Source organism: Rhodococcus sp. KB6 (genome assembly GCF_001445685.1).
GTDB classification, from domain to species: Bacteria; Actinomycetota; Actinomycetes; order Mycobacteriales; family Mycobacteriaceae; genus Rhodococcus_F; species Rhodococcus_F qingshengii.
Genome location: NZ_LNAK01000024.1, coordinates 1 through 21545, shown reverse-complemented (window position 1 = coordinate 21545; position 21545 = coordinate 1). Strand labels below are relative to the sequence as shown.

24 protein-coding genes are annotated in these 21545 nt (G+C 60.8%); 15 read left to right on the top strand and 9 right to left on the bottom strand.

Translation table 11 applies throughout. The features are described from left to right. Nucleotides 1–81 precede the first annotated feature (81 nt). The 5 genes from ASU23_RS05300 to ASU23_RS05280 all read right to left on the bottom strand — a co-directional run bounded on the left by ASU23_RS05300 (nt 82) and on the right by ASU23_RS05280 (nt 6230). Nucleotides 82–399: an MGMT family protein gene (locus tag ASU23_RS05300; RefSeq protein ID WP_058037461.1), complete on the bottom strand. Its 318-nt coding sequence runs from the start codon at nt 397–399 to the stop codon at nt 82–84. After that, entirely contained in the window at nt 392–3973 is a 3582-nt protein-coding gene (gene metH / locus ASU23_RS05295) for a methionine synthase (protein ID WP_058037460.1), read from the bottom strand. Before metH ends, ASU23_RS05300 begins: the two co-directional genes overlap by 8 nt. Before the next feature lie 209 nt (nt 3974–4182). Continuing rightward, nucleotides 4183–4515: a cupin domain-containing protein gene (locus ASU23_RS05290; protein ID WP_007732991.1), complete on the bottom strand. Its 333-nt coding sequence runs from the start codon at nt 4513–4515 to the stop codon at nt 4183–4185. 179 nt (nt 4516–4694) lie between these two features. Further along, complete coding sequence (locus tag ASU23_RS05285) at nt 4695–5375, bottom strand: hypothetical protein (protein WP_058037459.1); 681 nt, start codon at nt 5373–5375, stop codon at nt 4695–4697. A gap of 159 nt (nt 5376–5534) precedes the next feature. After that, complete coding sequence (locus ASU23_RS05280) at nt 5535–6230, bottom strand: metalloregulator ArsR/SmtB family transcription factor (RefSeq protein ID WP_019749589.1); 696 nt, start codon at nt 6228–6230, stop codon at nt 5535–5537. Between the two features lie 59 nt (nt 6231–6289). On the opposite strand from ASU23_RS05280, the gene fdxA reads away from it, so the two are divergent. The 9 genes from fdxA (at nt 6290) to ASU23_RS05235 (ending at nt 12700) form a co-directional block, all read left to right on the top strand. Continuing rightward, entirely contained in the window at nt 6290–6664 is a 375-nt protein-coding gene (gene fdxA / locus ASU23_RS05275; protein WP_007732994.1) for a ferredoxin, read from the top strand. Between the two features lie 9 nt (nt 6665–6673). Then, nucleotides 6674–8419 carry a cytochrome c oxidase subunit I gene (gene ctaD, locus ASU23_RS05270; protein WP_058037458.1) on the top strand — a complete coding sequence of 582 codons (1746 nt, stop codon included), beginning with the start codon at nt 6674–6676 and terminating at the stop codon, nt 8417–8419. Beyond that, nucleotides 8416–8862: a hypothetical protein gene (locus tag ASU23_RS05265; RefSeq protein WP_007732998.1), complete on the top strand. Its 447-nt coding sequence runs from the start codon at nt 8416–8418 to the stop codon at nt 8860–8862. The genes ctaD and ASU23_RS05265 overlap by 4 nt, the downstream gene beginning before the upstream one ends. A 30-nt stretch (nt 8863–8892) precedes the next feature. Next, the gene (locus tag ASU23_RS05260) at nt 8893–9303 is read left to right on the top strand and encodes a DUF952 domain-containing protein (protein ID WP_007733000.1); all 411 of its coding nucleotides are present in this window, start codon (nt 8893–8895) and stop codon (nt 9301–9303) included. 120 nt (nt 9304–9423) lie between these two features. Beyond that, nucleotides 9424–9912 (top strand): molybdopterin-binding oxidoreductase, encoded by a 489-nt coding sequence (locus ASU23_RS05255; protein ID WP_238565229.1) that lies wholly within the window; start codon nt 9424–9426, stop codon nt 9910–9912. A 493-nt stretch (nt 9913–10405) separates the two neighbouring features. After that, nucleotides 10406–10642 (top strand): hypothetical protein, encoded by a 237-nt coding sequence (locus tag ASU23_RS05250; protein WP_007733004.1) that lies wholly within the window; start codon nt 10406–10408, stop codon nt 10640–10642. Between the two features lie 174 nt (nt 10643–10816). Beyond that, a complete protein-coding gene (locus ASU23_RS05245; RefSeq protein WP_019749593.1) occupies nt 10817–11266 on the top strand; it encodes an Rrf2 family transcriptional regulator in 450 nt (149 codons plus the stop codon). A gap of 31 nt (nt 11267–11297) precedes the next feature. Next, nucleotides 11298–12491: a globin domain-containing protein gene (locus tag ASU23_RS05240; protein ID WP_020971120.1), complete on the top strand. Its 1194-nt coding sequence runs from the start codon at nt 11298–11300 to the stop codon at nt 12489–12491. 11 nt (nt 12492–12502) lie between these two features. Next, nucleotides 12503–12700: a hypothetical protein gene (locus ASU23_RS05235; protein ID WP_007732173.1), complete on the top strand. Its 198-nt coding sequence runs from the start codon at nt 12503–12505 to the stop codon at nt 12698–12700. A 30-nt stretch (nt 12701–12730) separates the two neighbouring features. On the opposite strand, the gene ASU23_RS05230 is transcribed toward ASU23_RS05235, so the two are convergent. From ASU23_RS05230 to ASU23_RS05215, 4 genes are all read right to left on the bottom strand, one after another. Then, on the bottom strand, nt 12731–13144 hold the full coding sequence (locus tag ASU23_RS05230) for a VOC family protein (RefSeq protein WP_007732172.1): 414 nt from the start codon (nt 13142–13144) through the stop codon (nt 12731–12733). A 1052-nt stretch (nt 13145–14196) separates the two neighbouring features. Beyond that, nucleotides 14197–14835, bottom strand: coding sequence for a Fic/DOC family protein (locus ASU23_RS05225; RefSeq protein ID WP_007732169.1), 639 nt, complete (start codon nt 14833–14835; stop codon nt 14197–14199). Nucleotides 14836–14838: 3 nt separating this feature from the next. Then, a complete protein-coding gene (locus ASU23_RS05220; protein WP_007732167.1) occupies nt 14839–15021 on the bottom strand; it encodes an antitoxin VbhA family protein in 183 nt (60 codons plus the stop codon). Between the two features lie 653 nt (nt 15022–15674). Next, nucleotides 15675–16202 (bottom strand): DUF488 family protein, encoded by a 528-nt coding sequence (locus ASU23_RS05215; RefSeq protein WP_100199315.1) that lies wholly within the window; start codon nt 16200–16202, stop codon nt 15675–15677. 133 nt (nt 16203–16335) lie between these two features. Here ASU23_RS05215 and ASU23_RS05210 point away from each other — a divergent pair, with 133 nt between their 5' ends. The 6 genes from ASU23_RS05210 to ASU23_RS34720 all read left to right on the top strand — a co-directional run bounded on the left by ASU23_RS05210 (nt 16336) and on the right by ASU23_RS34720 (nt 21308). Continuing rightward, entirely contained in the window at nt 16336–16995 is a 660-nt protein-coding gene (locus ASU23_RS05210; protein WP_007732161.1) for a carbonic anhydrase, read from the top strand. 136 nt (nt 16996–17131) lie between these two features. Beyond that, nucleotides 17132–17719 carry a uracil-DNA glycosylase family protein gene (locus ASU23_RS05205; RefSeq protein WP_019749598.1) on the top strand — a complete coding sequence of 196 codons (588 nt, stop codon included), beginning with the start codon at nt 17132–17134 and terminating at the stop codon, nt 17717–17719. A gap of 367 nt (nt 17720–18086) precedes the next feature. Next, nucleotides 18087–18284: a hypothetical protein gene (locus tag ASU23_RS05200; protein WP_007732151.1), complete on the top strand. Its 198-nt coding sequence runs from the start codon at nt 18087–18089 to the stop codon at nt 18282–18284. Between the two features lie 951 nt (nt 18285–19235). Beyond that, nucleotides 19236–19370, top strand: coding sequence for an MFS transporter (locus ASU23_RS05190; RefSeq protein ID WP_238565220.1), 135 nt, complete (start codon nt 19236–19238; stop codon nt 19368–19370). A gap of 14 nt (nt 19371–19384) precedes the next feature. Beyond that, nucleotides 19385–20140 carry a hypothetical protein gene (locus ASU23_RS05185; protein WP_058037456.1) on the top strand — a complete coding sequence of 252 codons (756 nt, stop codon included), beginning with the start codon at nt 19385–19387 and terminating at the stop codon, nt 20138–20140. Between the two features lie 1030 nt (nt 20141–21170). Beyond that, nucleotides 21171–21308 carry a hypothetical protein gene (locus tag ASU23_RS34720; RefSeq protein ID WP_241896194.1) on the top strand — a complete coding sequence of 46 codons (138 nt, stop codon included), beginning with the start codon at nt 21171–21173 and terminating at the stop codon, nt 21306–21308. The last annotated feature ends 237 nt before the right edge of the window (nt 21309–21545 follow it).

Below are 21545 nucleotides of genomic sequence, written 5' to 3'. Positions count from 1 at the left end.
CGTAACGCAGCACGACGCTTAGCGGATGTGCGGGGGAAGGGTTCGGTCAGGGCAGCGTGACCGAATTGGGGCATGCGTCGCTCAGTCGTTCCAGAGCGCGAGTGCTAGGTCCACTCGATCGCCGCGCATGGGCGTTCCTTCACCGCGTAGTAGGGCGAGAGCATTATTGCCGTGGCAGGCGGCCGGGGTGCCGTTGGCGTAGACGACGCGGTGCCAGTGCGTTTCGTCTGCCCAACGGGTCATGACCTGCCCGACTTGGCGAGGGTGTCCGTTGACGAGGGTGGCGATCAGTCCGTATGTCATTACTCGGCCTGCAGGGATACCGTCGATGATGTCGAGGACGCGGCGAGCGAATGGAGAGGGTCCTTCTTCGTTTACTTCGGTCGACAATTCAGACATTGAAATACTTTGCTTCCGGGTGGTGCAGGACAAAAGCGTCCGTGGACTGCTCGGGATGCAGCTGCAGTTCTTCGGACAATTCGACGCCGATTCGCTCGGGTTCGAGCAACGCCACCAACTTGGCACGATCCTCGAGGTCCGGGCACGCGCCGTATCCGAACGAGTAACGAGCGCCGCGGTACTCGAGATCGAAGTAGCCGGCAACCTCGGTCGGGTCCTGCTCCGCGACGGTATGCCCCTCGGGGAGCACAAGCTCTTCACGAACGCGTCGATGCCAGTACTCGGCCAGAGATTCCGTGAGTTGGACGCCGATTCCGTGAACTTCGAGGTAATCACGGTACGAGTTCGACGCGAACAATTCGTTGGCGAAGTCCGCGATCGGCTGACCCATCGTCACCAACTGGAACGGAAGAACGTCCACCTGGCCGGTCGCTTCTGCTTCCTTACGCGAGCGCACGAAGTCAGCGATGCACAGGAAACGGTCGCGATGCTGACGCGGGTAGGTGAACCGGAACCGTTCAGGTGCATCCGGTTTCGGTTCGGTGAGCACGATGACGTCGTCGCCCTCCGAGATCGCCGGGAAGTAGCCGTACACAACCGCGGCGTGCGCGAGGATGCCCTCGGACGTCAGCCGATCGAGCCAGTATCGGAGCCGCGGACGGCCTTCCGACTCGACCAGTTCCTCGTACGTCGGACCGTCGCCCTTGCGCTGACCGCGAAGGCCCCACTGGCCGAGGAAGAGAGCGCGCTCGTCGAGCAGCCCCGAGTACTCGGACAGAGAGATTCCCTTGACGATGCGCGAGCCCCAGAACGGCGGTGTCGGCACCGCAATGTCGGTAGCGACATCGGAACGCTCCGGCAGGACGACGGGAACCGCTGCAGCTTTACGCTTTTCGGCGATGCGCTTGGAACGCTCGTGACGAGCCTTACGCTCGGCAGCCTTCTCGCGAGCAGCGATGGCCTCTGGGCTGTCCGGCGCCGGGCCGCCGCCGCGCTTGGTCGTCATGATCTGGTCCATCAAGTTCAGACCCTCGAAAGCGTCGCGGGCATAGCTGACGTCGCCCTCGTACACCTCCTGCAGATCGTTCTCGACGTACGAACGCGTCAGCGCGGCACCACCCAGCAAAACCGGGAACTGTTCCGAGACACCGCGAGAGTTCAGTTCCTTGAGGTTGTCCTTCATGACCACTGTCGACTTCACGAGCAGTCCGGACATGCCGATGACATCGGCCTTGTGCTCGATCGCAGCATCGAGAATGGTCGCGATGGGCTGCTTGATGCCGAGGTTCACGACGTCGTAACCGTTGTTACTCAAGATGATGTCGACAAGGTTCTTGCCGATATCGTGGACGTCGCCCTTGACCGTCGCAATGACGAGGCGGCCCTTGCCGTCGTCGTCCGTCGCTTCCATGTGCGGCTCGAGGAACGCAACTGCTGCCTTCATGACCTCGGCGGACTGCAGAACGAACGGCAACTGCATCTGTCCGGAACCGAACAGTTCACCGACGGTCTTCATGCCCGAAAGCAGTGTCTCGTTGATGATTTCGATCGGGGACTTGACCGTCATTGCTTCGGTGAGATCGTCGTCGAGGCCGTTGCGCTCGCCGTCGACGATGCGACGCTCGAGCCGGTCGAACAACGGAAGTCCGGCGAGTTCCTGCGCACGGGACTCGCGCGCCGACGCAGCCGAGACACCCTCGAACAGAGCCATCAGCTTCTGCAGCGGGTCGTAGCCCTCGCTACGACGGTCGTAGACCAGGTCGAGTGCGGTTTCACGCTGCTCGTCCGGAATTCGCGCCATCGGCAAAATCTTGGACGCGTGAACGATCGCCGTGTCCAGACCGGCCTCGGTGCACTCGTGCAGGAACACCGAGTTGAGGACCTGCCGTGCGGCCGGGTTCAAACCGAACGAAATGTTCGAGATACCCAGGGTGAAGTGCAGTTCCGGGTACGCAGCCTTGAGCTGACGGATGGCTTCGATGGTCTCGATGCCGTCGCGTCGCACCTCTTCCTGACCGGTGGAGATGGGGAAGGTCAAGGCGTCGACGATGATGTCGGACTCGGCGAGTCCCCAGTTTCCCTTGATGTCCTCGATCAGACGCTTGGCGATGGCGACCTTGGTCTCGGCGGTGCGAGCCTGGCCCTCTTCGTCGATGGTCAGGGCGACGACTGCCGCGCCGTGCTCCTTGACCAACGTCATGATCTTGTGAAAACGCGATTCGGGGCCGGCGCCGTCCTCGTAGTTGACGGAGTTGACAGCGCAGCGGCCACCGAGGTGTTCGAGACCGGCCTGCAACACGGCAGGCTCGGTGGAGTCGAGCATGATCGGCAGCGTCGAGGACGTCGCCAGACGGCTGGCCAGTTCCGACATGTCGGCGGCACCGTCGCGGCCCACGTAGTCGACGTTGAGGTCGAGCATGTGTGCGCCGTCGCGGGTCTGGTCCTTGGCGATGTCCAGGCACTTCTGGTAGTCCGCGGAGAGCATTGCCTCGCGGAAAGCCTTGGAGCCGTTGGAGTTCGTGCGTTCACCGATCATCAGGATGCTGGCGTCCTGCTCGAACGGCACCGCCGAGTACAGCGAAGAGGTACTCGGCTCGTGGATCGGGGTGCGCTGGGCCTTCTCGACCTGACGGACCGCGTCGGCGACCGCGCTGATGTGCTCGGGTGTCGTACCGCAGCAGCCGCCTACGAGGCCGAGTCCGAACTCGGAAACGAAACCACTGAGGGCTTCGGCCAATTCGTCGGCGGTCAGCGGGTACTCGGCGCCCTTGGGGCCGAGCTGCGGCAGGCCGGCATTGGGCATGACCGACACCGGCAGCGTCGAGTACTTGGACAGGTGCCGGAGATGTTCGCTCATCTCGGCCGGCCCGGTGGCACAGTTCAGGCCGATCATGTCGATACCGAGTGGCTCGAGTGCCGTCAGCGCCGCACCGATCTCACTGCCCAGGAGCATCGTTCCAGTTGTCTCTACCGTCACGTGCGTGATGATCGGCAAACGCAGTCCGAGTTGCTCCATCGCGCGCTGACTGCCGAGAATGGCCGCCTTCACCTGAAGCAGGTCCTGGCAGGTTTCGACGAGGATGGCGTCGGCGCCACCGTCGATCATGCCGAGCGCGGCTTCGGTGTACGCGTCACGAAGGACTGCGTACGGTGCGTGTCCGAGGCTGGGGAGCTTGGTTCCCGGTCCCATCGAGCCGAGTACGAATCGGGCCATGCCGTCGCGGCCTGGTCCCATCTCGTCCGCTACTTCACGGGCGAGAGCAGTGCCTTTTTCCGCGAGTTCGCGGATCCGGTGAGAGATGTCGTAGTCGGCGAGGTTGGGCAGGTTGCAACCGAAGGTGTTGGTCTCGACGGCATCGGCACCAGCGGCGAAGTACGCACGGTGGATGTCTTTGAGCACGTCGGGACGGGTGTCGTTGAGGATCTCATTGCACCCCTCGAGGCCGAGGAAGTCGTCCAGGGTGAGGTCCGCGGCCTGCAACATGGTGCCCATCGCTCCGTCGCCGATGACAACGCGCTGTTTCAGCGCATCAAGCAGGGCAGAGTTCAACGGGCCGGACGTGCCGCCGGTCATGGACTCCGAGGACACAGGGGCGATCGGAGCGTTGGTCTCGGATCGGTTCAATGCACTTACCTCACAGGTCGGTTGTCATCGACACGAGACAGCGCCGCAGACCCGCACCCAGAGAAAGAGCAGGGCACAGTTCGGCAACTCGATCGTGATCGACAACGAAACAGAAGGATAACGGTCGAATCAGTGGCCGCAGAAGGCCGTCGATACTTTCAGATTGTTTTGGCGACGGTCAGCAGTACGCTCGAGGACTCCAACGCTTCGAGAGAATGCCGAGCATTCGGGACGATCAACAGATCGCCGGATGAGCCCTCCCACGCGTTTTCGGCTGCGCACAGGCGTACCCGACCGGTGAGCACGTAGACGGTCGCTTCCCCGGGGTTCTCGTGCTCGTCGAGCCTTTGCCCCGCAGCCAGCGCGATGACAGTTTGACGCAGGACGTGCTCATGGCCGCCGTACACGGTACGAGCGCTGCGGCCGCTCTTCGAGTTTTCCGCCTTGTCGGCGAGTTGGCGCGCTAGCGCTGTCAAAGACATCTTTTCCACGATGGTCGCTTTCTGTCATTTGTCCGGTGCCGTCGAGGGTTCACGTCGTTTTCGGCTCGTCGGCTACGAGGTTGCGAGCAGGTTTCTCTGGTGGTTGGTGTGTGTGCGGCATCTACACAGTCGTGATCGAAGTCCGCCCGGGATCATGTAGTTGTATCGGCATCGTGCACGAGGTTCCATCAGGCCTGTGTCGGGGGTTGCGGATGATCTCGTGTGGTGAGGAACTTCGCGGGGTCACTACCGGCACGAGCGCCGCTGCTGAGCCATCGGGCGAATCCTCGAGGATCGCGACGTTCGAGTTCGTCGAGGTAACGCTCGCGGGTACGCGCGAGGTGCAGCGCGTCCGGAGTCGGTGTCGATGGATCATGGTGCAGCGCCGCATAACTCACGCGCCAACATCGGCACAGAGCTTCGTTCGACAGGTCGCTGCAGTCCGGTAGCGGAAGAAGCGGCACCTCGACGGCGCTGGTGTGGATCAGAGGGCTTGTCGGCGAGCACGGGGGTGACTGGGTGAACTTGACCCTGCCGTGACAATAGCGGGACACCGGGGGAGAGGTGAGGGTCATCAGCAGTATCAGCGGTAAGGCAGCAGCGCCGGAGAGCGCGATCAATCCGATGACACCGGCCACGACTGCCGCCCACGTAGCGCCGTCTCGTAGCACAATCGCCAGGAGGGTTCGCGGTGGTGGGGTAGCGCGAAGTGTGATCGGTCGCAACCAGGGTGAACCCGCTCCGATCAATACTGCGGCAATCATCGCCGATATCAGTACGTCGGCAGAGACGGTGAGGAATGCGACGATCCCCCCTGACGCGGTAAGGACCGCTGCGGCGACCCACCAGATGATGCGATAGATGCTCATGGGATGTAATCCCTTGCCGTGAGGAAGTGTCCAACTGTTCCTGTCTCGGTGCGGTCCGCGAAACGGCGAATAGGTGCGAGTACACCGGCGGTCCCACAACGAGCGGGGGAGGGGAATGCGACTGCGCGACAGCAACATCGATGTACACGATCCTGTGTGTCATTGCTGCTCCAGTTGTGCCAGGCACGTATGTGGGGTGTCCCAGGGGGTGAGCGTGCTCTCGATCTGGCGTGCGCCGAGTCGTGTCAGGACCCCGCGTATCAAGCCCAGGTGCAAGGAGCAGACAACGCCGGGGTTTTGTCGGGCGACGCTTTCGAACGGGCAGGCGTGCAATCGGATCCGCGTCGGTGATGTCGAGGTTTCGAGTTCCGGATCGAACCCCATCTCCGCGAACAAGGTGGTGACGACGAGCGCTGCTTCTTCTGTCGGCCGGCCGGTTCCGGAGGTTGCGCCGAGTTCGTCGCTCGCCCACTGTCTGCCCGCAGCCTCGGCGAGGTTCTCCGGGGTGCCGTCGCTCTGGCGTGCGAAGTGGGCCGCCAGAACGTGAGCCAACTTTTCGTATCCGGAGGTGGCGCCGACTCCTGACCCGAGTGCATTCTGTGCCCGGTAGAGCTGGCGTGGACGCCCACGGGTGACGTTGTGTTCGGTCTCCTTCGCGATCAGACCGACCTCGATCAGTGCGTTCAAGTGGAACCGAACTGTGGTCACATGCAGATCGCACAAATCGGCCAGTTCGGCGGCGGTCATCGATTCCGCGCCGGCTCGCAGGGCGTCCAGCAGTTGGACTCGGCGCCGTGACGCCAGTACTGCATGAGTACCGGCGCGTGCCGACCCTGTTCCTTTTCGTATCGCCATACTGTAAGACTTTAGAGGAAAGATGTCCTCGAAAATAGGCAGTGTCCTGGAGGCCGCTCATGACGTACGTGATCGCTGCACCATGTATCGACGTGATGGACCGAGGATGTGTCGAGGAATGTCCGGTGGACTGCATCTACGAAGGGGCACGGTCGCTCTACATCCACCCGGACGAATGCATCGACTGCGGAGCGTGCGAACCGGTCTGCCCGGTCGAGGCCATCTCGTACGAATCCGACGTGCCCGCCCGCTGGGAAGATTTCATCGACGACAACGCTCACTTCTTTCATCGTCTACTACCCGGAGCGGCCGAGGTGGTGGGATCTCCGGGTGGGGCCGCGAAGCGTGGTCGCGTCGGCGTCGATACGGAGTTGGTAGGCGGGTATCCGCACCCGGGCGATCCGGATGGCGGACCGCCGTTCGGCGAGCAGTGAGGGTGGCCCATGACTCCCGTTGTGACAGAACTCCTTCCTTCGCGGCCCTACCCGAAACACCGGGGGTTCAAGGGCACGTTCCTCTATTCCGCTGCCACCACGACCGATCCAAAAAAGCTGGGCGTGATGTATCTGGTCACCTCGTTCGCCTTCTTCATGTTGGGCGGATTGATGGCCCTGCTGATCCGGACCGAACTTGCCGTCCCCGGTCTTCAGTTTCTCTCGAACGAGCAGTACAACCAGCTCTTCACCATGCACGGCACGATCATGTTGCTGCTGTATGCGACTCCGATCGTCTTCGGCTTCGCGAACTACATACTTCCCCTGCAAATCGGTGCACCGGATGTCGCGTTCCCGCGACTGAACGCGCTCAGCTACTGGCTGTACCTGTTCGGTGCGCTCATCACCGTATCCGGATTCCTCACCCCGGGCGGAGCCGCGGACTTCGGATGGACGGGATATACCCCGCTGACCAGTGCACTGCATTCACCAGGTGTCGGCGGAGATCTGTGGATCATGGGACTCGCACTGGCCGGCGTCGGGACCATCTTGGGCGGGGTCAACATGATCACCACCGTGATCTGTTTGCGAGCACCCGGGATGACGATGTTCCGGATGCCCATCTTCACGTGGAATGTCTTCATCACCATGATCCTGGTGTTGTTGGCTTTTCCTATTCTCACAGCAGCGCTGATGGGTCTGCTCGTGGACCGACACTTGGGCGGGCATCTCTTCGATCCCGCCACCGGTGGTGCGATCCTGTGGCAACATCTGTTCTGGTTCTTCGGACATCCCGAGGTGTACATCGTGGCCATACCGTTCTTCGGGATCGTCTCGGAGATCTTTCCCGTCTTCTCCCGCAAGCCGATCTTCGGCTATGCCGGACTCGTCTACGCGACGATCGCCATCTCTGCGCTGTCGGCGGCAGTGTGGGCACATCACATGTTTGCCACGGGAGCCGTTCTGCTGCCGTTCTTTTCGATGATGAGTTTTCTCATTGCCATACCCACCGGGGTCAAATTCTTCAACTGGATCGGAACGATGTGGAAAGGACAACTGACCTTCGAGTCGCCGATGATGTTCTCGCTCGGATTTCTGATCACTTTCCTCTTTGGCGGTCTGTCGGGGGTGATACTGGCGAGCCCGCCCCTCGACTTCCACGTCACCGATTCGTATTTCCTCGTCGCGCACTTCCACTACGTTCTCTTCGGGACCATCGTCTTCGCCACATACGCCGGGATCTATTTCTGGTTCCCGAAGATCACCGGACGATTCATGAACGAACGACTCGGTAGGTGGCATTTCTGGACGACTTTCGTCGGTTTTCATACAACCTTTCTGGTTCAACATTGGCTCGGCGCCGAAGGCATGCCGCGGCGGTATGCCGACTACTTACCCTCGGACGGATTCACCACGCTGAACTCGATCTCGACGATCGGTTCGTTTGTTCTCGGAGCGTCACTGCTGCCGTTCGTGTGGAACGTGTTCACCTCGTACCGCTACGGAGAGGTCGTGACGGTCGACGATCCGTGGGGTTACGGAAATTCGCTCGAATGGGCAACAAGTTGTCCGCCGCCGCGGCACAACTTCACCGAACTGCCTCGGATCCGCTCCGAGCGTCCCGCGTTCGAACTGCATTACCCGCACATGGTCGAACGAATGAGGACCGAAGAACATGCAGCTAGAAGGAAGATTTCCACAGCCGTAGTGGAAGGACCGAACTCGATCCCGTCCAGTGAGGTCGATGGCCTATGACCGAAGCGGCACGCTACGCGCAATTAATCTTGCCGGTCTTTTGGCTCGGGATGGTCGCTGCGATTTCCTTCCTGGAAGCACCGATCAAGTTTCGCGCTCCCGGAGTGAGCCTGGCCATCGGGCTCGGGATCGGCCGCAAGGTTTTCACCGCGCTGAACGCGGTGGAGTTGGTTCTGGCACTGATATTGCTGGCATCGTGCGCGGTCGCGAAACCTGCCGTCCCCGCGTTGACGTTCGTTGTACTAGCCGTGTCGGTGCTCGTTGTTCAGGTTGCGGCGATCCGACCACGGCTGAGTGAACGGTCAGACCGAATCCTTGCCGGAGAAGTCTTACCTCGTTCGAGGACACACGTGGTGTACATCGCTTTCGAGTTGGTGAAGGTCGTGTTGTTGATCAGTGCGATCATCTCCCTGTTCCAGGTGTTGACCGCATGTCTTCACTGACACCCGGACCACTTCCACGAAAGGTTCCCGATGAACGAATGCATTTTTCACATAGCCCTTGCTGATGACTGGGAAGGCGCTCAACGATTCGGAGAATATGAAGGATCAACCCGCGCAAAGACTCTCGATCAGGTTGGCTTCGTCCACGCTGCCACTGCAGGGGATCTCGAGAATGTTCTCGCGACAGTGTACGGAGACCTCCGACTTCCACTGGTAGTGGTAGTTGTCGATCAGGATGCTCTCCTTGCAGCGGGGGTCTCGATCAGGTGGGACGAGCGCAACCCATCACCTCCTGGTGCAGACACACGGGTTCCCCGGATCCTCGGAGCAATACCGTTGGATCCGGACATCGTCCTCGATGTTCTCCCGATCGACGAAGTCGGCGGGGAATGGGTCGTTCCCGACATGTCCGCATATACGCTCCGAGATACGACGCGGTAGCCGACAAAACTCAGGTAAGCCGACTTTCCGACCAATAGTGATGAGCAGGGTCAGGTCCTCGAACAATTTTTGCACGCCAGTTACCTAGCCGGTGTCACCTACAGCGTTTGGATGTAACCGATGGTTGACTCCACCGATCCGTCTACAGCGCCGAGAGCGGACCCCGATGCCGTGCGGACTCCTACTGTGGCGCAAAGCTTCCGCACGCAATTGATCCCAGGCGCGGACGTCGTCGACCCTGTCACCTGGGCGGGTTCGGTGCCATATGCCACCGGCATCACACCTCGTATGCGCATCGGCCACAGCAAGCGGTTCAACCTGCTCTGGCTGCTCCCTATCGGATTCGTCGTCCTGATCGCGACAATGGCTGCGGCACAGCACTTGCGTGGGTTGTCGTCGGTGCAGGTGTTCATCGAACAGCACCCCGGAGTCGGCGAGGTCCGCCCAGGGGAAACGTCTGCCCTTCCTGCATGGTTGGGTGCGCAACACTTTCTCAATCTGTTTCTGATGGTCTTCATCATCCGGTCGGGCATACAGGTTCTCACCGACCACCCTCGGCTGTACTGGACCCGGCACAGCACTCCTGGCCGGGAGTGGTTTCATATCTAAAAGCCTGTTCCTGCCGATCCCTTGCGGACAGCGCGCGACGGACCCAACCGTGCAACATGGGGCCGATGCCTACACGTGCGATCTCAAGCTCGACTGTTGATAAGTCGCTCGACGCAAAAGTGTACGACGGTCTTCGGCGGCAGACCGATTCCAGATCGAGTCCCCACAGCCGTTACACCGTCGACAGTTGCCGTTTGGGTGCGATGTAGGTGAGCGAACCGTCGATAGCTTGGGGTTAGCGATAATCCGGATTGAACTGTTACGGTGAGTTACTTGAAAGTTGTTCGTTCTTCATGAGGTCGGGGCCGAATGGAGCTCCACCAGCAATGAAACTATGTAGCACAGTGCTTTTCCGGAACGAAAGTCCCTGTACATTATTTGTCCGTCGTTGCGTTCGACGCATCGAGCTGTCTCACCGAGATCCGATCGATGCTTGCGGGATCATTGCAGTGCCATTCCGTACGGCCGCAATCAGCGTTAAGACGGTGACGCCATGACGAGCAGATGTCGGCGCGAAGCCGCATTGCTCGCCGTGTTTCTGGCACAATTCGAACCCGTAGCCGGGGGACAGAAACCGACCGTCACTCGCCTCACCGCCCGTGAGATCGACCAATGGCGAGAGGACTACGAGCAAGCGCTGCAATGGTCAGCTGCAACGAGTTTCAGCACGAACGACGTCGCCAACCTCAAGGAAATGCGTCGACGGTACGGATTTACCTCCGTCCTCTGAGAGTGCACTACGGGACGATGTGCTCGACTCGACCTTTCGGCAACAAACCAATATTGCACGGTCGGTGCCGCTTCACAGCGTTCTCGACCATGTTTGACGTGGTGCGTTGGGCCTTCGTTTGAGATCCCCCTCACATAATAGTCATCTCAGATGCGAATTATGTAGGTTCAGATCATGCAACTGACGCAGTTCACCGATCTGGGATTGCGCGTCGTCATGCGGTTGGCCGTACTCGACGCCGATGCCTCCCCCAGTACCCGGGTAATTGCGCAGCAGCTCAACGTGTCGTACTCCCATGCCACCAAGGTGGTTACACGGCTCGGTGAGCTTGGCATCGTCACAACCAGGCGCGGTCGCGGCGGCGGGCTTTCCATCACCGAACTCGGCCGCACCGCCACCATCGGCTGGCTGGCCAGACGCCTCGAAGGCCCGGGTGAAGTCGTCGACTGCGAAGGCGACAAACCGTGCCCACTTCGCGGCGGCTGCCTCCTTCGGAGCGCTTTGCGCGAAGCACAGGAAGCGTTTTTCGTTTCACTCGACGCGGTCACGATCGAAGACGTCATCCGGCAGCCGTCCAAAACTGTCCTGCTACGCCTCACCACCCGGAGCGACGAAGCAGGCTGATCAATCGAATTTCGACCGAACGGAGCAGCTCATGCTTTCCCCACAGTCAACCGAGGTCATTCGCGCCACCCTTCCCGTGGTCGGCGCCGCCATCGGCGATATCACAACCCTGTTCTACCGCAAGATGTTCGACGCACATCCTGAACTCGAACGTGATTTGTTCAATCGCGGCAATCAGAAACAGGGCGAACAGCAGAAGGCTCTCGCCGGCGCCATCGCGGCATTCGCGACGCTTCAGCTCGAGCCGGACAGCGCCAAGGTCGATCTCATACTCTCACGCATCGCGCACAAGCATGCGTCGCTGGGAATCACGCCCGACCAGTACGCAATCGTGCACGAACACCTCTTTGCCGCGATCGTCGAAATACTAGGCGATGCAGTCACTCCCGACGTCGCAGCAGCCTGGGACGAAGTCTACTGGCTGATGGCGGAAACCCTCATCACGATGGAGCGTGGCCTCTACCAACTCGCCGGCGTCGACGCCGGTGACGTCTGGCGCACGGTCAGGATCAGCGAACGAGTTCTTCAGTCCGCCGATACCGTCTCCCTGACGCTCACTTCGCTAGACGGCAGTGCACTCCCCACCTTCGCACCCGGACAGTATCTTTCGGTCGGGGTTACGCTGCCCGACGGCGCTCGCCAGATCCGCCAATACAGCCTGTGTTCGATACCGAGCAGCGCAGACTGGCGGATCAGCGTCAAGCGAATCTCCGGCACTCCTGATGGCGAAGTGTCGAACTTCCTCTACAACAACGTATTCGAAGGTCAGGAACTCTCCGTCACCACGCCTTTCGGTGATCTCACCATGCCGGATGACAACTCACCTCTCCTACTCGCGTCGGCCGGAATCGGTTGCACACCGATGATCGGGATGCTCAATCATCTCGTGGACACCGGCGCCGAGCGTTCGGTCTCTGTCATTCATGCGGATCGATCCATCGCGGACCATGCTCACCGCGCGGAACTCAGCACACTCGTCGACAAGATTCCCGCCGCAACTTTGCATCGTTGGTACGAGGATCTCGGCACGCACGTGGCGTTCGGATCGGTTCACGAAGGACGGGCGGATTTGCAAGACATTGCAGTGGAGCCCGATACCCAAGCCTTCCTCTGCGGGCCGATGCCGTTCATGTTGGCGATGCGCGCATCGTTGCTCGAAAGGGATGTTCCGGCGCAGAATATCCACTACGAGGTCTTCGGGCCCGACAGCTGGGCCAACACCTGAGCGGAGCCGACATGACGGAAGAGCAACCGGTGGAAACTCTTTCGCGGTGGTCCGGTTCCGGAGCGATGTGGCGGGTTCTGCACAGAACCCCCACCTCGATCACGGTGTCACTACGACGCTGCGACGACGGCGAGGAAGTGGACCGGCTGACCTCGTCCGATCCAGATCTCCTCGCGTGGATCGGCGACCGCTCCGGCAGCGAGGACTGACCGGACCACTGCTTGTGGTCGACGGGCACGTTATCCGTGGAATCGTGGTGCGATCAGCTCTCGGGGTAACTGTTCTGGGCTTGGGTAAGCGACGATGACACGTATACCGTCAGGGTCGCAGCCATCGACGAAAGTCACTCCACCGACTACCTGGGTGAAGGTAGAGGCATCGTATGCGCGTAATCGAGCACCGATCCGCGCCAATTCTTCTTCGGTATCAGCGGACCACATGACGTAGCGGACGCCGATATTGCTGATGTTGGGCCGGGATGCGTCTTTTTGGACATACATGTAAATCTGAAAATCGTCCGGCGTCAGGAGAAGGGCCGCCTCGCGTTCGCGAAGGGCGACACGGCAGGTGAACACGTCGCAGTAGTAGCTCACAGACCGGTCCAAGTGGGCTACTTGCATCACCGACGAGGCAACTTTCGCGGCAGCACACATTTTTTGTCCCATAACTCCCGAGCAGGCCAGAGGTCTTCACAGTACCGTCATGCTCGACACCCTGGCTCGTACTGCAAAACCGACTTCTGAACGCGGCAAGATCGTCCGCCACTGTCGCGTACACAGCGTTTCCCCGTCCGCGTGTCGAGTACTCGATCTGCGAAGGGAGACGTCGGCATGGTCGGTCCAACGCGACTAGTGTGCCCGACCCGAGGACCTTCGCTCCGACGATCCCACGGAGTCGCGCATGAGGGCGATCGGGATGGAACAGAAGCGGTCCATCATCGACGCGGGCATCGCTGACCCGCGGTAATGTCAGCATCGTTGCACGTCGCAACCTGTCGAGTCCGCGTGAGAGAGCACTCGACAGGTTCAACCGACTTATTCAGCACAGGACCGAACGTGGTCCGAGTGTCCTCTCTTTGCGGTGATCGCCTGGTGCAGTCTTTCTTCGAGAGCTTCTCGGTCGCGTGACAGTGGGGTCCGGCCTGTGCAGGTCCTCGCTGTGGACAATTGGGGAGGGCGTCCTTCCTCAACGAGGTGAAGCTTGTGTTCATGTCAGGATGATGGTCTGGACCGTGTCAGAGGGTCCTGGAGCCTGATCCGGATTTGTGGTTCTCGCCGGTGCACAGCGAACTATCGACGTTAATATCGTTGTGCCGCAACAGGGACGGAGAAGACGGCGTCGGTCGGTGCGGCGGGGGCAGGGTGTGTTTCGAAGAACTACGCAACCTCCGGCGACGATCCAGGTTCGTCGTACGCTGTGGCGTCGTGTCATCGCGTACCACTGTCTTTGCGATGGGATAGTTGTCTTCGGTGCAGTGAACAGAGATGATGACCGCAGGCGCCCCGACCTGAGTGTGGACCACTTGGGGACCAGCTCACGGTCTGGGGCCGCAGGGGCCGACGGAAAGTCGATGTCACCGAAGATGATCGAAGGGACGCGCCTGTCGAGCTCGCCCGCCGTGCTGCCTCTGGTCTGTCTAGGGGTTCAAAAGCGAAGGGGGTGGGTGAGACGGGTCAACCCCTGTATCGGCTCGGGTACAGCACAGTCAGAATTCATACGCCGGCTCGTCGTCGAGGATCTTTGTGAACATCTCGATGAGCCCGCTCCTGTCGGATTCGGCCCGGGCGGTGTGGCACGCACCGTGCAACTCGTCGTCGTCGGTCTTCTGCCAATCGAGTCCGGCCCCACGTTCCGAGAGAAGCAGGTCGAAGAACTCGCGAGTTGCCCGGCCATTGCCCTCCCGAAAGGGGTGCGCAAAGTTCGCGTAGTCGTACAAGTATGCGATTTTGCGCGCAAGGCCCACCTCACTCACCGTCGCGAGCTGTGTACATTCGTATATCTCGAACGCGACATGATCCATCGCCTGATGAATATTGCCTGGCGGGCAGAACGACTGGTTGCCCTTCTCTGTACCCACAGTGCGCACGTCGCCGGCCCAGAGGTACACATCTTGGAAGAGCTGACGGTGGATGGCCTGAAGGAACGTAAGGTCATAGGTTCGGTCCCCGAGGAGTCCGGGGGATTCACGAAGTTCGATTATTCGGGCTTCGACAAGATCGTTCTCTGCATCGCTGAGCGCCTCGATCGTGTCGGCGCCCACACGGTTACGTAGAACGTCCGTGCCGGGGATGAAGTAGCCCTGCCAGTCCGTCTCGAGGTCACCGGTATTCCACGGATGCTGCACTGGTTACTGGACGTTGTACCGGCGGCGAACCCGATCGCCGAGCTCAGTCGCGGTGATCGTTCCGCGCGCGTAGGCGAGCTGGTCCGTGCGGGTGGCGGCGGTGCTGCGGGCGCCCTCGAGTTCGGTGCTCTTGCGGATAGCCCGGATCGTCTTCACTCGACGTTTGGTCTTCTGCAACTCGGTCATGGAACTTCACCTCCTGGTATCTCCAGAATAGTCGACGGACCCGAGATCTCGTGGAGGCGGTGTCGACGGACGTGGGGGCGTGGCTCGTTAACTGGTTTTAGCGATCTGTTCGGCTGCGCCTCAATCTGTGCTGCAATTCCGGCCGTCTCCACCACGACCGCAGTGCTGGATCGGCGGGCGCCGGGTGGCAGCCTTCGCGTGATGGTGCCGACTGTGACTGGGGGCTCTGATCCGGTTGGCACGGGTGAGCGGGGAATGAAGACGTCACGTCACCGCCAGTTGGACGGTGGACGGTGATGGGTGATCCGTTCGAACCTCGTCCATCCCTGCAACGAAGTTTTCGGATCGGCGGATCACGCCTGCAAGTCGCGTGGGGGCCCGTGTTGCACCCCACAGTGAAGTCAGTCGACGCAGTTGTCACATACTCTGTTTCAGCCAGGAGGATGGTGTCCGCAGCGGCCGATTCTCCGTTCGGGCGGGACTTCGCTCGGTTGCCCTGTCAAGGCAGAGGGATGAAGACTTGCGCTCGCGCAGACGGTCTCCGGGCCCTGCAGTATGCGTAGCAACGCGGCGTGAGGAGCGCCCCTAACAATCCCCGGCCGGGCAGGAGTGGTGGTGGTTCGGCGCGGCAACGAACATCGGGCATAAGCGGCCTATTCTGAAGGATCGGGTGGGTACCAGATGCGTGTTCCGTCGATTTTCGCGAATGATGTCATGGTGTGTGGTTTGGCTGAGGTGGGGCTCATGATGTCGAGGACCTGGTAGTCGCGTAGGAGTAGGGCGTCGCCGATCATCGATCGGTGGCATCGCCACGGGACGGCTTCGGCGCACATGATCGTGGTGACGGCTCCGGTTGCGGCGGTGCATAATTGGTCGATGCCTTCTTGGAAGGGCTCTGTTTGCATGTAGTCGGCGTAGCCGCGGAACGAGGTGTTGCGCCAGGCGCCGTTGATGGAGTTTTTCGTGGTGTGGCGCAGTCCTCCGAGCCTCTCGATCCATTGATAACGAATGCCCTGGCTGGGGAGGGCTTCGGTGAGGGCATCGTGTCCGAACTGGGGGTTGTGACGCGATTGGGGGACGGAGCGGACGTCGACGACTTGTTCTACATCGTGGGCGCGGAGAAGTTCGACGAATTCGTCGAACGGGTGTGTCGAGTGGCCGACCGTATACATGCGTTTCATGCACTCCATCATCAGGTGCGGGAGGTACTCGCGCTTCCAAATGCTCATCGCCGCGGGGAGGCGAGAAACGTGCGGAGAAGTCCTGTTTCAACCCCCAGCGCACGGCGTTCCTGGTCGTGTGCACAATGAATGAATGCCACGTTCGAGTCCGGTGTCTGCTTGGAAGTCCCTTCGTGAGGGCAACGAGCGGTTTGTCAACGACGCGTCCATTCATCCCAGTCAGGGGATTGCCGATCGCGCGAAACTCGTCGACGGGCAGCACCCCACTGCGGTGTTGTTCGGTTGCGGAGATTCGCGCGTAGCCGCGGAGATCATTTTCGATCAGGGTCTGGGCGACATGTTCGTCGTGCGCACCGCGGGTCACGTGCTCGATGATTCGGTTCTCGGTTCGATCGAGTACGCCGTCGATATTCTCGACGTGCCGCTGATCGTCGTGCTCGGGCACGACGGTTGCGGCGCAGTGAAGGCAACGCTGGACGCTCTGGACGAGAATGCGGTGCCCGATGGTTTCATTCGTAGTGTGATCGAGCGTGTTGCACCGTCGATTCTGATGGGCCGCAACGAAGGTCTGTCCACGGTCGACGAACTCGAAGGTCGTCATGTGGTGGAGACGGGGTCGTTGATCATGCAGAGGTCGCGGATCATCGCCGACAAGGTGGGCAAGGGTACGTGCGCGATCGTCGGCGTCACGTATGCGTTGTCGGACGGCCGGATGCGCCTGCAGGGCACTGTCGGTGATGTCGGAGAAACCGCAACGGGCTCCGAGTCCGGTGACGCCGATCGCCTCGCCTGAAACGACCGCGCCAGAACGCCAGTAAACCATCGGCTGGGCGGCTGGAAATTTCTGTCAGGATCCCGCGAATGCCGCCAGGCCAGCGTGAAGGCGGGGAGCGGGTCATCGACGTATCGCGGCTTAGGGGTGTTTGATCATGCAGGAATCTTTGGCGCATGTGTTGACGGAGATCCGAGGGTGCACGCTGTGCGCTGACCAGCTGCCCTACGGTCCGCGGCCCGTCGTGCAGGCCGGTCCCTCCGCTCGGTTACGCATTATCGGCCAGGCACCCGGACGTAAAGTCCACACCACCGGTATCGCATGGGACGACCCGTCGGGGGATCGTCTGCGCCGGTGGCTGGATCTCACGTCGACGCAGTTCTACGATCCGGGCACGGTCGCGCTCACGTCGATGGGGTTCTGCTATCCCGGCAAAGCACGTTCGGGCGATAAACCGCCGCAACGAGAATGTGCAGCCCGGTGGCACCCGCGGCTCGACGATCACTTGCCGAGCATTGCGCTCACGGTATTGGTCGGTCAGTATGCACACGCCTATTACTTAGGGCGGGATCGCAGAACGTCGTTGACCGATACCGTCCGCGCTGCCGAGGATTACTTGCCGCTCGGCTATCTCCCTGTACCGCATCCGTCTCCGCGCAATCAACCGTGGCTGTCGAAGAACCCGTGGTTCGAGGAGGACGTGTTACCGATCGCGCAGGCTGCAGTTCGGGCCCTCCACCTTTGACCGCTGCCGGTTCTCCTGGTGCACGGCCTACGAACGCGTCTCGCCTGGTCAGTGCCGCATGTGCCAGCGTCGATGTCGAGTGCGGGATTACTCTGTTCGGCGTGACCGACGTATCGACTCGACAGCGCCGAGCCTGCTGACCCACTGAGCTGAGCAACTGGCGTGGTCACTTTGTTGCTCTCACCGACCTCGACGCCGCGAACTGTTCCGGGGAGAACAACCACGCGGGGGCTCGCTGTTCGGACCCGACGATTGCTGCGCCCGTAATTCATTGGCGAGAGTCGAATGTAGGGCCGGGCCGGGCGTCACGCTTGCCTGCTCGATCGCGGCAGCGGATGGTGAGGGGATGGATCGCTACTGAATTACCATGCCCGACGGTTCGGCCGTCGACGAATACTTCCACTCGGACAACGACGCAATCACAGCAGCCACGGAAGCGAACTCGGGCACGAGTTGTGGGATCACCGTCGAACGCTACGCCGAGGACGGCCACCTCTTCGCAACGCATTTCCCTCAAGGAGGGCACCGCGGTACCGCCCGCCGGCACCGCCCTCGCCCCGGATAGGCCAGCAATCGTCCAGTCCAGGATATAGAGAATGTTGTTGCGTCCCGATACGGCGGCGAAATCGGCTCGTTGATCCTCTTCCGGGAAACAGCATGGCAATCATCAAGTGCCGCAAGGCTTCGATCTCAACCGGGCCCGCAGTGCCGTTCCCTTCCAACATGGGATCTACAGACTGTGGACTTCCTGCCTGTCGTGCCGACGGCACGTACCTGTCAATGACGGGTGATGACCCCGGACCTCCGCCGGTATCGCGATACGTGATCCACAGCGGTGCTCGACTGCCGTTCCGCAAGATTGAAGCGTAGGAGGTCGGGTTGACTCACCACCGTATGTCGCATCGCCTGAACAACGAATTATGCTTCGGCGGAAAGTGATACGAGTTTCTGTTGTAGTTTCGGCTCCATGTCGTGATGTGGCAACTCTCCGAACGAAGTGTTAGCACGTTCTGCGATTCCGGAGGCAGTTCGTTCACTGGTTTTTGTCGGGGCGCAGGCCGCCGAATGCCCTAATGTGTGTTCTCCCCGAATTACGTGAAACGTGCAACGAGCAATTGCGTGAATTCAAGAAATATGGTGGGCTGTCGTTGCCGGAGGGGTAGGCAGTATCAGGGCGCTGGCAGAGACGTGAGTTCCTGTTTTCGTAGGGATCGACGAGTGTGAAAAATGCCCAAGGTTCTCGGGTGCTCCTGCGCGGGCGTGATTGCGTTGGGTCGATGTCGGCCCTGGCAGCGTCGGCCCGGGTTATGTCGTTGCAGCTGCGGGAATCAGCAGGAGATCGTCGGAAGAACTCGGCCACATGATGTCCAACCGCCCCGCCCACTACAACTAAAGGACTAACCCGAAAGAACTAACTCCTCCCGTAGAAGAGGTTTGTCCGATTCGGCCTAACGCAAACCGTCCGGTCTGTGCTAATTTTCTGTTCTTCGTCATCGGTTTGGTTCTGCTCGGCGGCATGATCTTCGCTTCGACGTCGGAATCAGCTGTGCGACTGCGCTCTTCGCTGGATCTGATCGGTGCAGTACTGCTCGGATCGGGCATCGCCGGAATTCTGATCGGCGGTTTTCGGAAGCTTAAATTTCCCCTGTGAGAGGCGTCAATCGCATGTCCAAGAACACTCGTCGTACCGGAACCATCGCTGCCCTCGTCGGCGCAGCCGCGCTGATCGCGCCGGCCTTCGCCCATGCCGCACCGACCGGTTCGCTCGGCTCCGCAGATCCGGGGGCGGGCTTCACGTGTTCCGCGACGTCGACTGAAACCACCGCCAACGGATGGGGCATCCCGTTCACCGACGAGAAGGACCAGACCGCCTCCTACTCGGCAGAAAACGTCTTCGACAAGGACGGCTCACTCAAACTCGAAGTCACCGATGTCACGGATCGCTCCGTCTCGTACCACGCGGCCGGCAGCATCAAGCTCGCCGACGCTGCAGCGAAGGAGATCGGGTTCTCCGAGCGCGCAGTCACCACCAGCGCCGCGTTCCAGCTACGCCTGACCGGCACCACGAACCCGGCCGACAACGGTTTCACCACTCTGGTGTGGGTCCCGAGCCAGAATGGCGCACCCGTTACGACGGACGCGGTGAATCACGAGAACATCCAGGACGGACTCTGGTGGAGCACCCGCACCATCGGCGGCGCAGCCAAGGGCGTTCCCACCTCACTCGACGCCATCGTCGCAGCTAATCCCGACGCCAAGGTCGAGCACTACGGCGTCAGCGTCGGAACCGGCTCAGCAGCCTCGAGCGTCTTCGTCGACGCAGTGAAGCTCAACGGATGCACAACCAACTTCGCCAAGAAGGACGCCGACCCCGAGACCGGAACCGGCTCACTCGGCAACATCTTCGGTAGCCTCTCCTGACCTGAGGTTCCACACACAAAAATCAGGCGCACTCTCCACGCGGAGAGTGGGCCTGATTTTTACGTGACTGCGAGTGACGATGGATCTTTTCGGCCGCGTCGTGCAGAAGTATCGCCTGACAAGGGTCGGAGTCGATTGCGTTGTGAGGCATTACTTTCGTGGGTTGTTTCCGGTTCGTCGAGCTGCAGTATCGTCGCACTCCAGTCGGCTAGTTCGGCAAGGTCAATCGGCATTGGAATCGAGGTTCCGGTATGCCCAGGTCTGGGGAGTGAACCAGGGGGGGCGCGGTCATCCGCGACAGCAAGAGCATTCGAGATCGCTTTGGCTTCACGGCCCGCGTAAAAGGGGTCCCCCGGTACCTCGACCCCGGACAGATCACGCACTCGTTCCAGGAGCATTCCGTTTCCGAAAGCGATGGTATCGACCGTCCCAGGCGAACAACTCCTCGTCGATTTCGTCGCAGACAGCGATGTGAGTGATAGCCGAGAATTTGGCCGGATTCGATGTCGATCCAGATTCGTAGCGGGTGCAGTATGGGGGGAGTCGGGGTCAGTTCGACTGTCCAGGAACGCCGTCCGGCGAATTCGGCTTCGTCTACTTCGCTTGTGGGCAGGTTGAAGACGTCGCTTGTCCTGTCGGTGGCAGTTCTGCGCCGTAGTAGGAACTTGTTGACATCTAGACAGGGGAGATGGCCTGGAGAACAGGTGCGGGGGCGTTGCGCGTCGGCGGTGAAATCCCACGCTTTATCGCCGTTGGTGACGAAGATCAGCCGTCCGTCCTCGTGTTCGATGCAGAGCTGATCACCGTCCCGCCATACTCGGCAGCCGTCCCTTGCCTGCGCCGATGTCGGGGGAGTTCCGGGCGTTGGGGTCAGCGCTGCGCCCTCTGGGTCTCCGTTCGTCCGGATTTCGCGGATGACGCGGCGCAGGGCAGTTTCGGGGGCTCGGTGAGCTGTCAGAACCTCGAGCTATGCCGTCACCCCAAAAGCCTAGGACTCAGGCCTGGGGGGTTCGCGACTTCATTGAAATTCATGACCACGGACGCAGGGGCCTCGCTGACCGTCCCCAGAGGTGACGCCCCGCGGGGCGTGGAGCTTCTTTTCGGACCATCGTGGGTCCGCGTTCACGTTCGTGAGCTCGGCGCTCTCGAGACCAACAAGTTGGACTGATGGATGGCCAGAGAGCGACTTCCAGCCAAGGACATACACGCATTACATTGGGTTTCGGTTTTGTGACGCCCACCGCGATCAGAAGGTTCCTGGATGCGTGGCAACGCATCCATGACACGCTGAATCGCCCTGGGTTCGGTGGAGACTTCTGGCCTTGGAAACGAGGATGGAAGCATGCCGAATGAACGGGTGTCAGGGAGGCCGACGATGCGGCGGTATTCGCCGGAGGAGAAGGCC

Coding starts and splice junctions, on each gene's coding strand:
- ASU23_RS05300 (WP_058037461.1), bottom strand. CDS start 399: ATGTCTGAATTGTCGACCGAAGTAAACGAAGAAGGACCCTCTCCATTC.
- metH (WP_058037460.1), bottom strand. CDS start 3,973: ATGACCGGCGGCACGTCCGGCCCGTTGAACTCTGCCCTGCTTGATGCG.
- ASU23_RS05285 (WP_058037459.1), bottom strand. CDS start 5,375: ATGAGCATCTATCGCATCATCTGGTGGGTCGCCGCAGCGGTCCTTACC.
- ASU23_RS05280 (WP_019749589.1), bottom strand. CDS start 6,230: ATGGCGATACGAAAAGGAACAGGGTCGGCACGCGCCGGTACTCATGCA.
- fdxA (WP_007732994.1), top strand. CDS start 6,290: ATGACGTACGTGATCGCTGCACCATGTATCGACGTGATGGACCGAGGA.
- ctaD (WP_058037458.1), top strand. CDS start 6,674: ATGACTCCCGTTGTGACAGAACTCCTTCCTTCGCGGCCCTACCCGAAA.
- ASU23_RS05265 (WP_007732998.1), top strand. CDS start 8,416: ATGACCGAAGCGGCACGCTACGCGCAATTAATCTTGCCGGTCTTTTGG.
- ASU23_RS05260 (WP_007733000.1), top strand. CDS start 8,893: ATGAACGAATGCATTTTTCACATAGCCCTTGCTGATGACTGGGAAGGC.
- ASU23_RS05255 (WP_238565229.1), top strand. CDS start 9,424: ATGGTTGACTCCACCGATCCGTCTACAGCGCCGAGAGCGGACCCCGAT.
- ASU23_RS05250 (WP_007733004.1), top strand. CDS start 10,406: ATGACGAGCAGATGTCGGCGCGAAGCCGCATTGCTCGCCGTGTTTCTG.
- ASU23_RS05245 (WP_019749593.1), top strand. CDS start 10,817: ATGCAACTGACGCAGTTCACCGATCTGGGATTGCGCGTCGTCATGCGG.
- ASU23_RS05240 (WP_020971120.1), top strand. CDS start 11,298: ATGCTTTCCCCACAGTCAACCGAGGTCATTCGCGCCACCCTTCCCGTG.
- ASU23_RS05235 (WP_007732173.1), top strand. CDS start 12,503: ATGACGGAAGAGCAACCGGTGGAAACTCTTTCGCGGTGGTCCGGTTCC.
- ASU23_RS05230 (WP_007732172.1), bottom strand. CDS start 13,144: ATGTGTGCTGCCGCGAAAGTTGCCTCGTCGGTGATGCAAGTAGCCCAC.
- ASU23_RS05220 (WP_007732167.1), bottom strand. CDS start 15,021: ATGACCGAGTTGCAGAAGACCAAACGTCGAGTGAAGACGATCCGGGCT.
- ASU23_RS05215 (WP_100199315.1), bottom strand. CDS start 16,202: ATGAAACGCATGTATACGGTCGGCCACTCGACACACCCGTTCGACGAA.
- ASU23_RS05210 (WP_007732161.1), top strand. CDS start 16,336: ATGCCACGTTCGAGTCCGGTGTCTGCTTGGAAGTCCCTTCGTGAGGGC.
- ASU23_RS05205 (WP_019749598.1), top strand. CDS start 17,132: ATGCAGGAATCTTTGGCGCATGTGTTGACGGAGATCCGAGGGTGCACG.
- ASU23_RS05200 (WP_007732151.1), top strand. CDS start 18,087: ATGCCCGACGGTTCGGCCGTCGACGAATACTTCCACTCGGACAACGAC.
- ASU23_RS05190 (WP_238565220.1), top strand. CDS start 19,236: ATGATCTTCGCTTCGACGTCGGAATCAGCTGTGCGACTGCGCTCTTCG.
- ASU23_RS05185 (WP_058037456.1), top strand. CDS start 19,385: ATGTCCAAGAACACTCGTCGTACCGGAACCATCGCTGCCCTCGTCGGC.
- ASU23_RS34720 (WP_241896194.1), top strand. CDS start 21,171: ATGACCACGGACGCAGGGGCCTCGCTGACCGTCCCCAGAGGTGACGCC.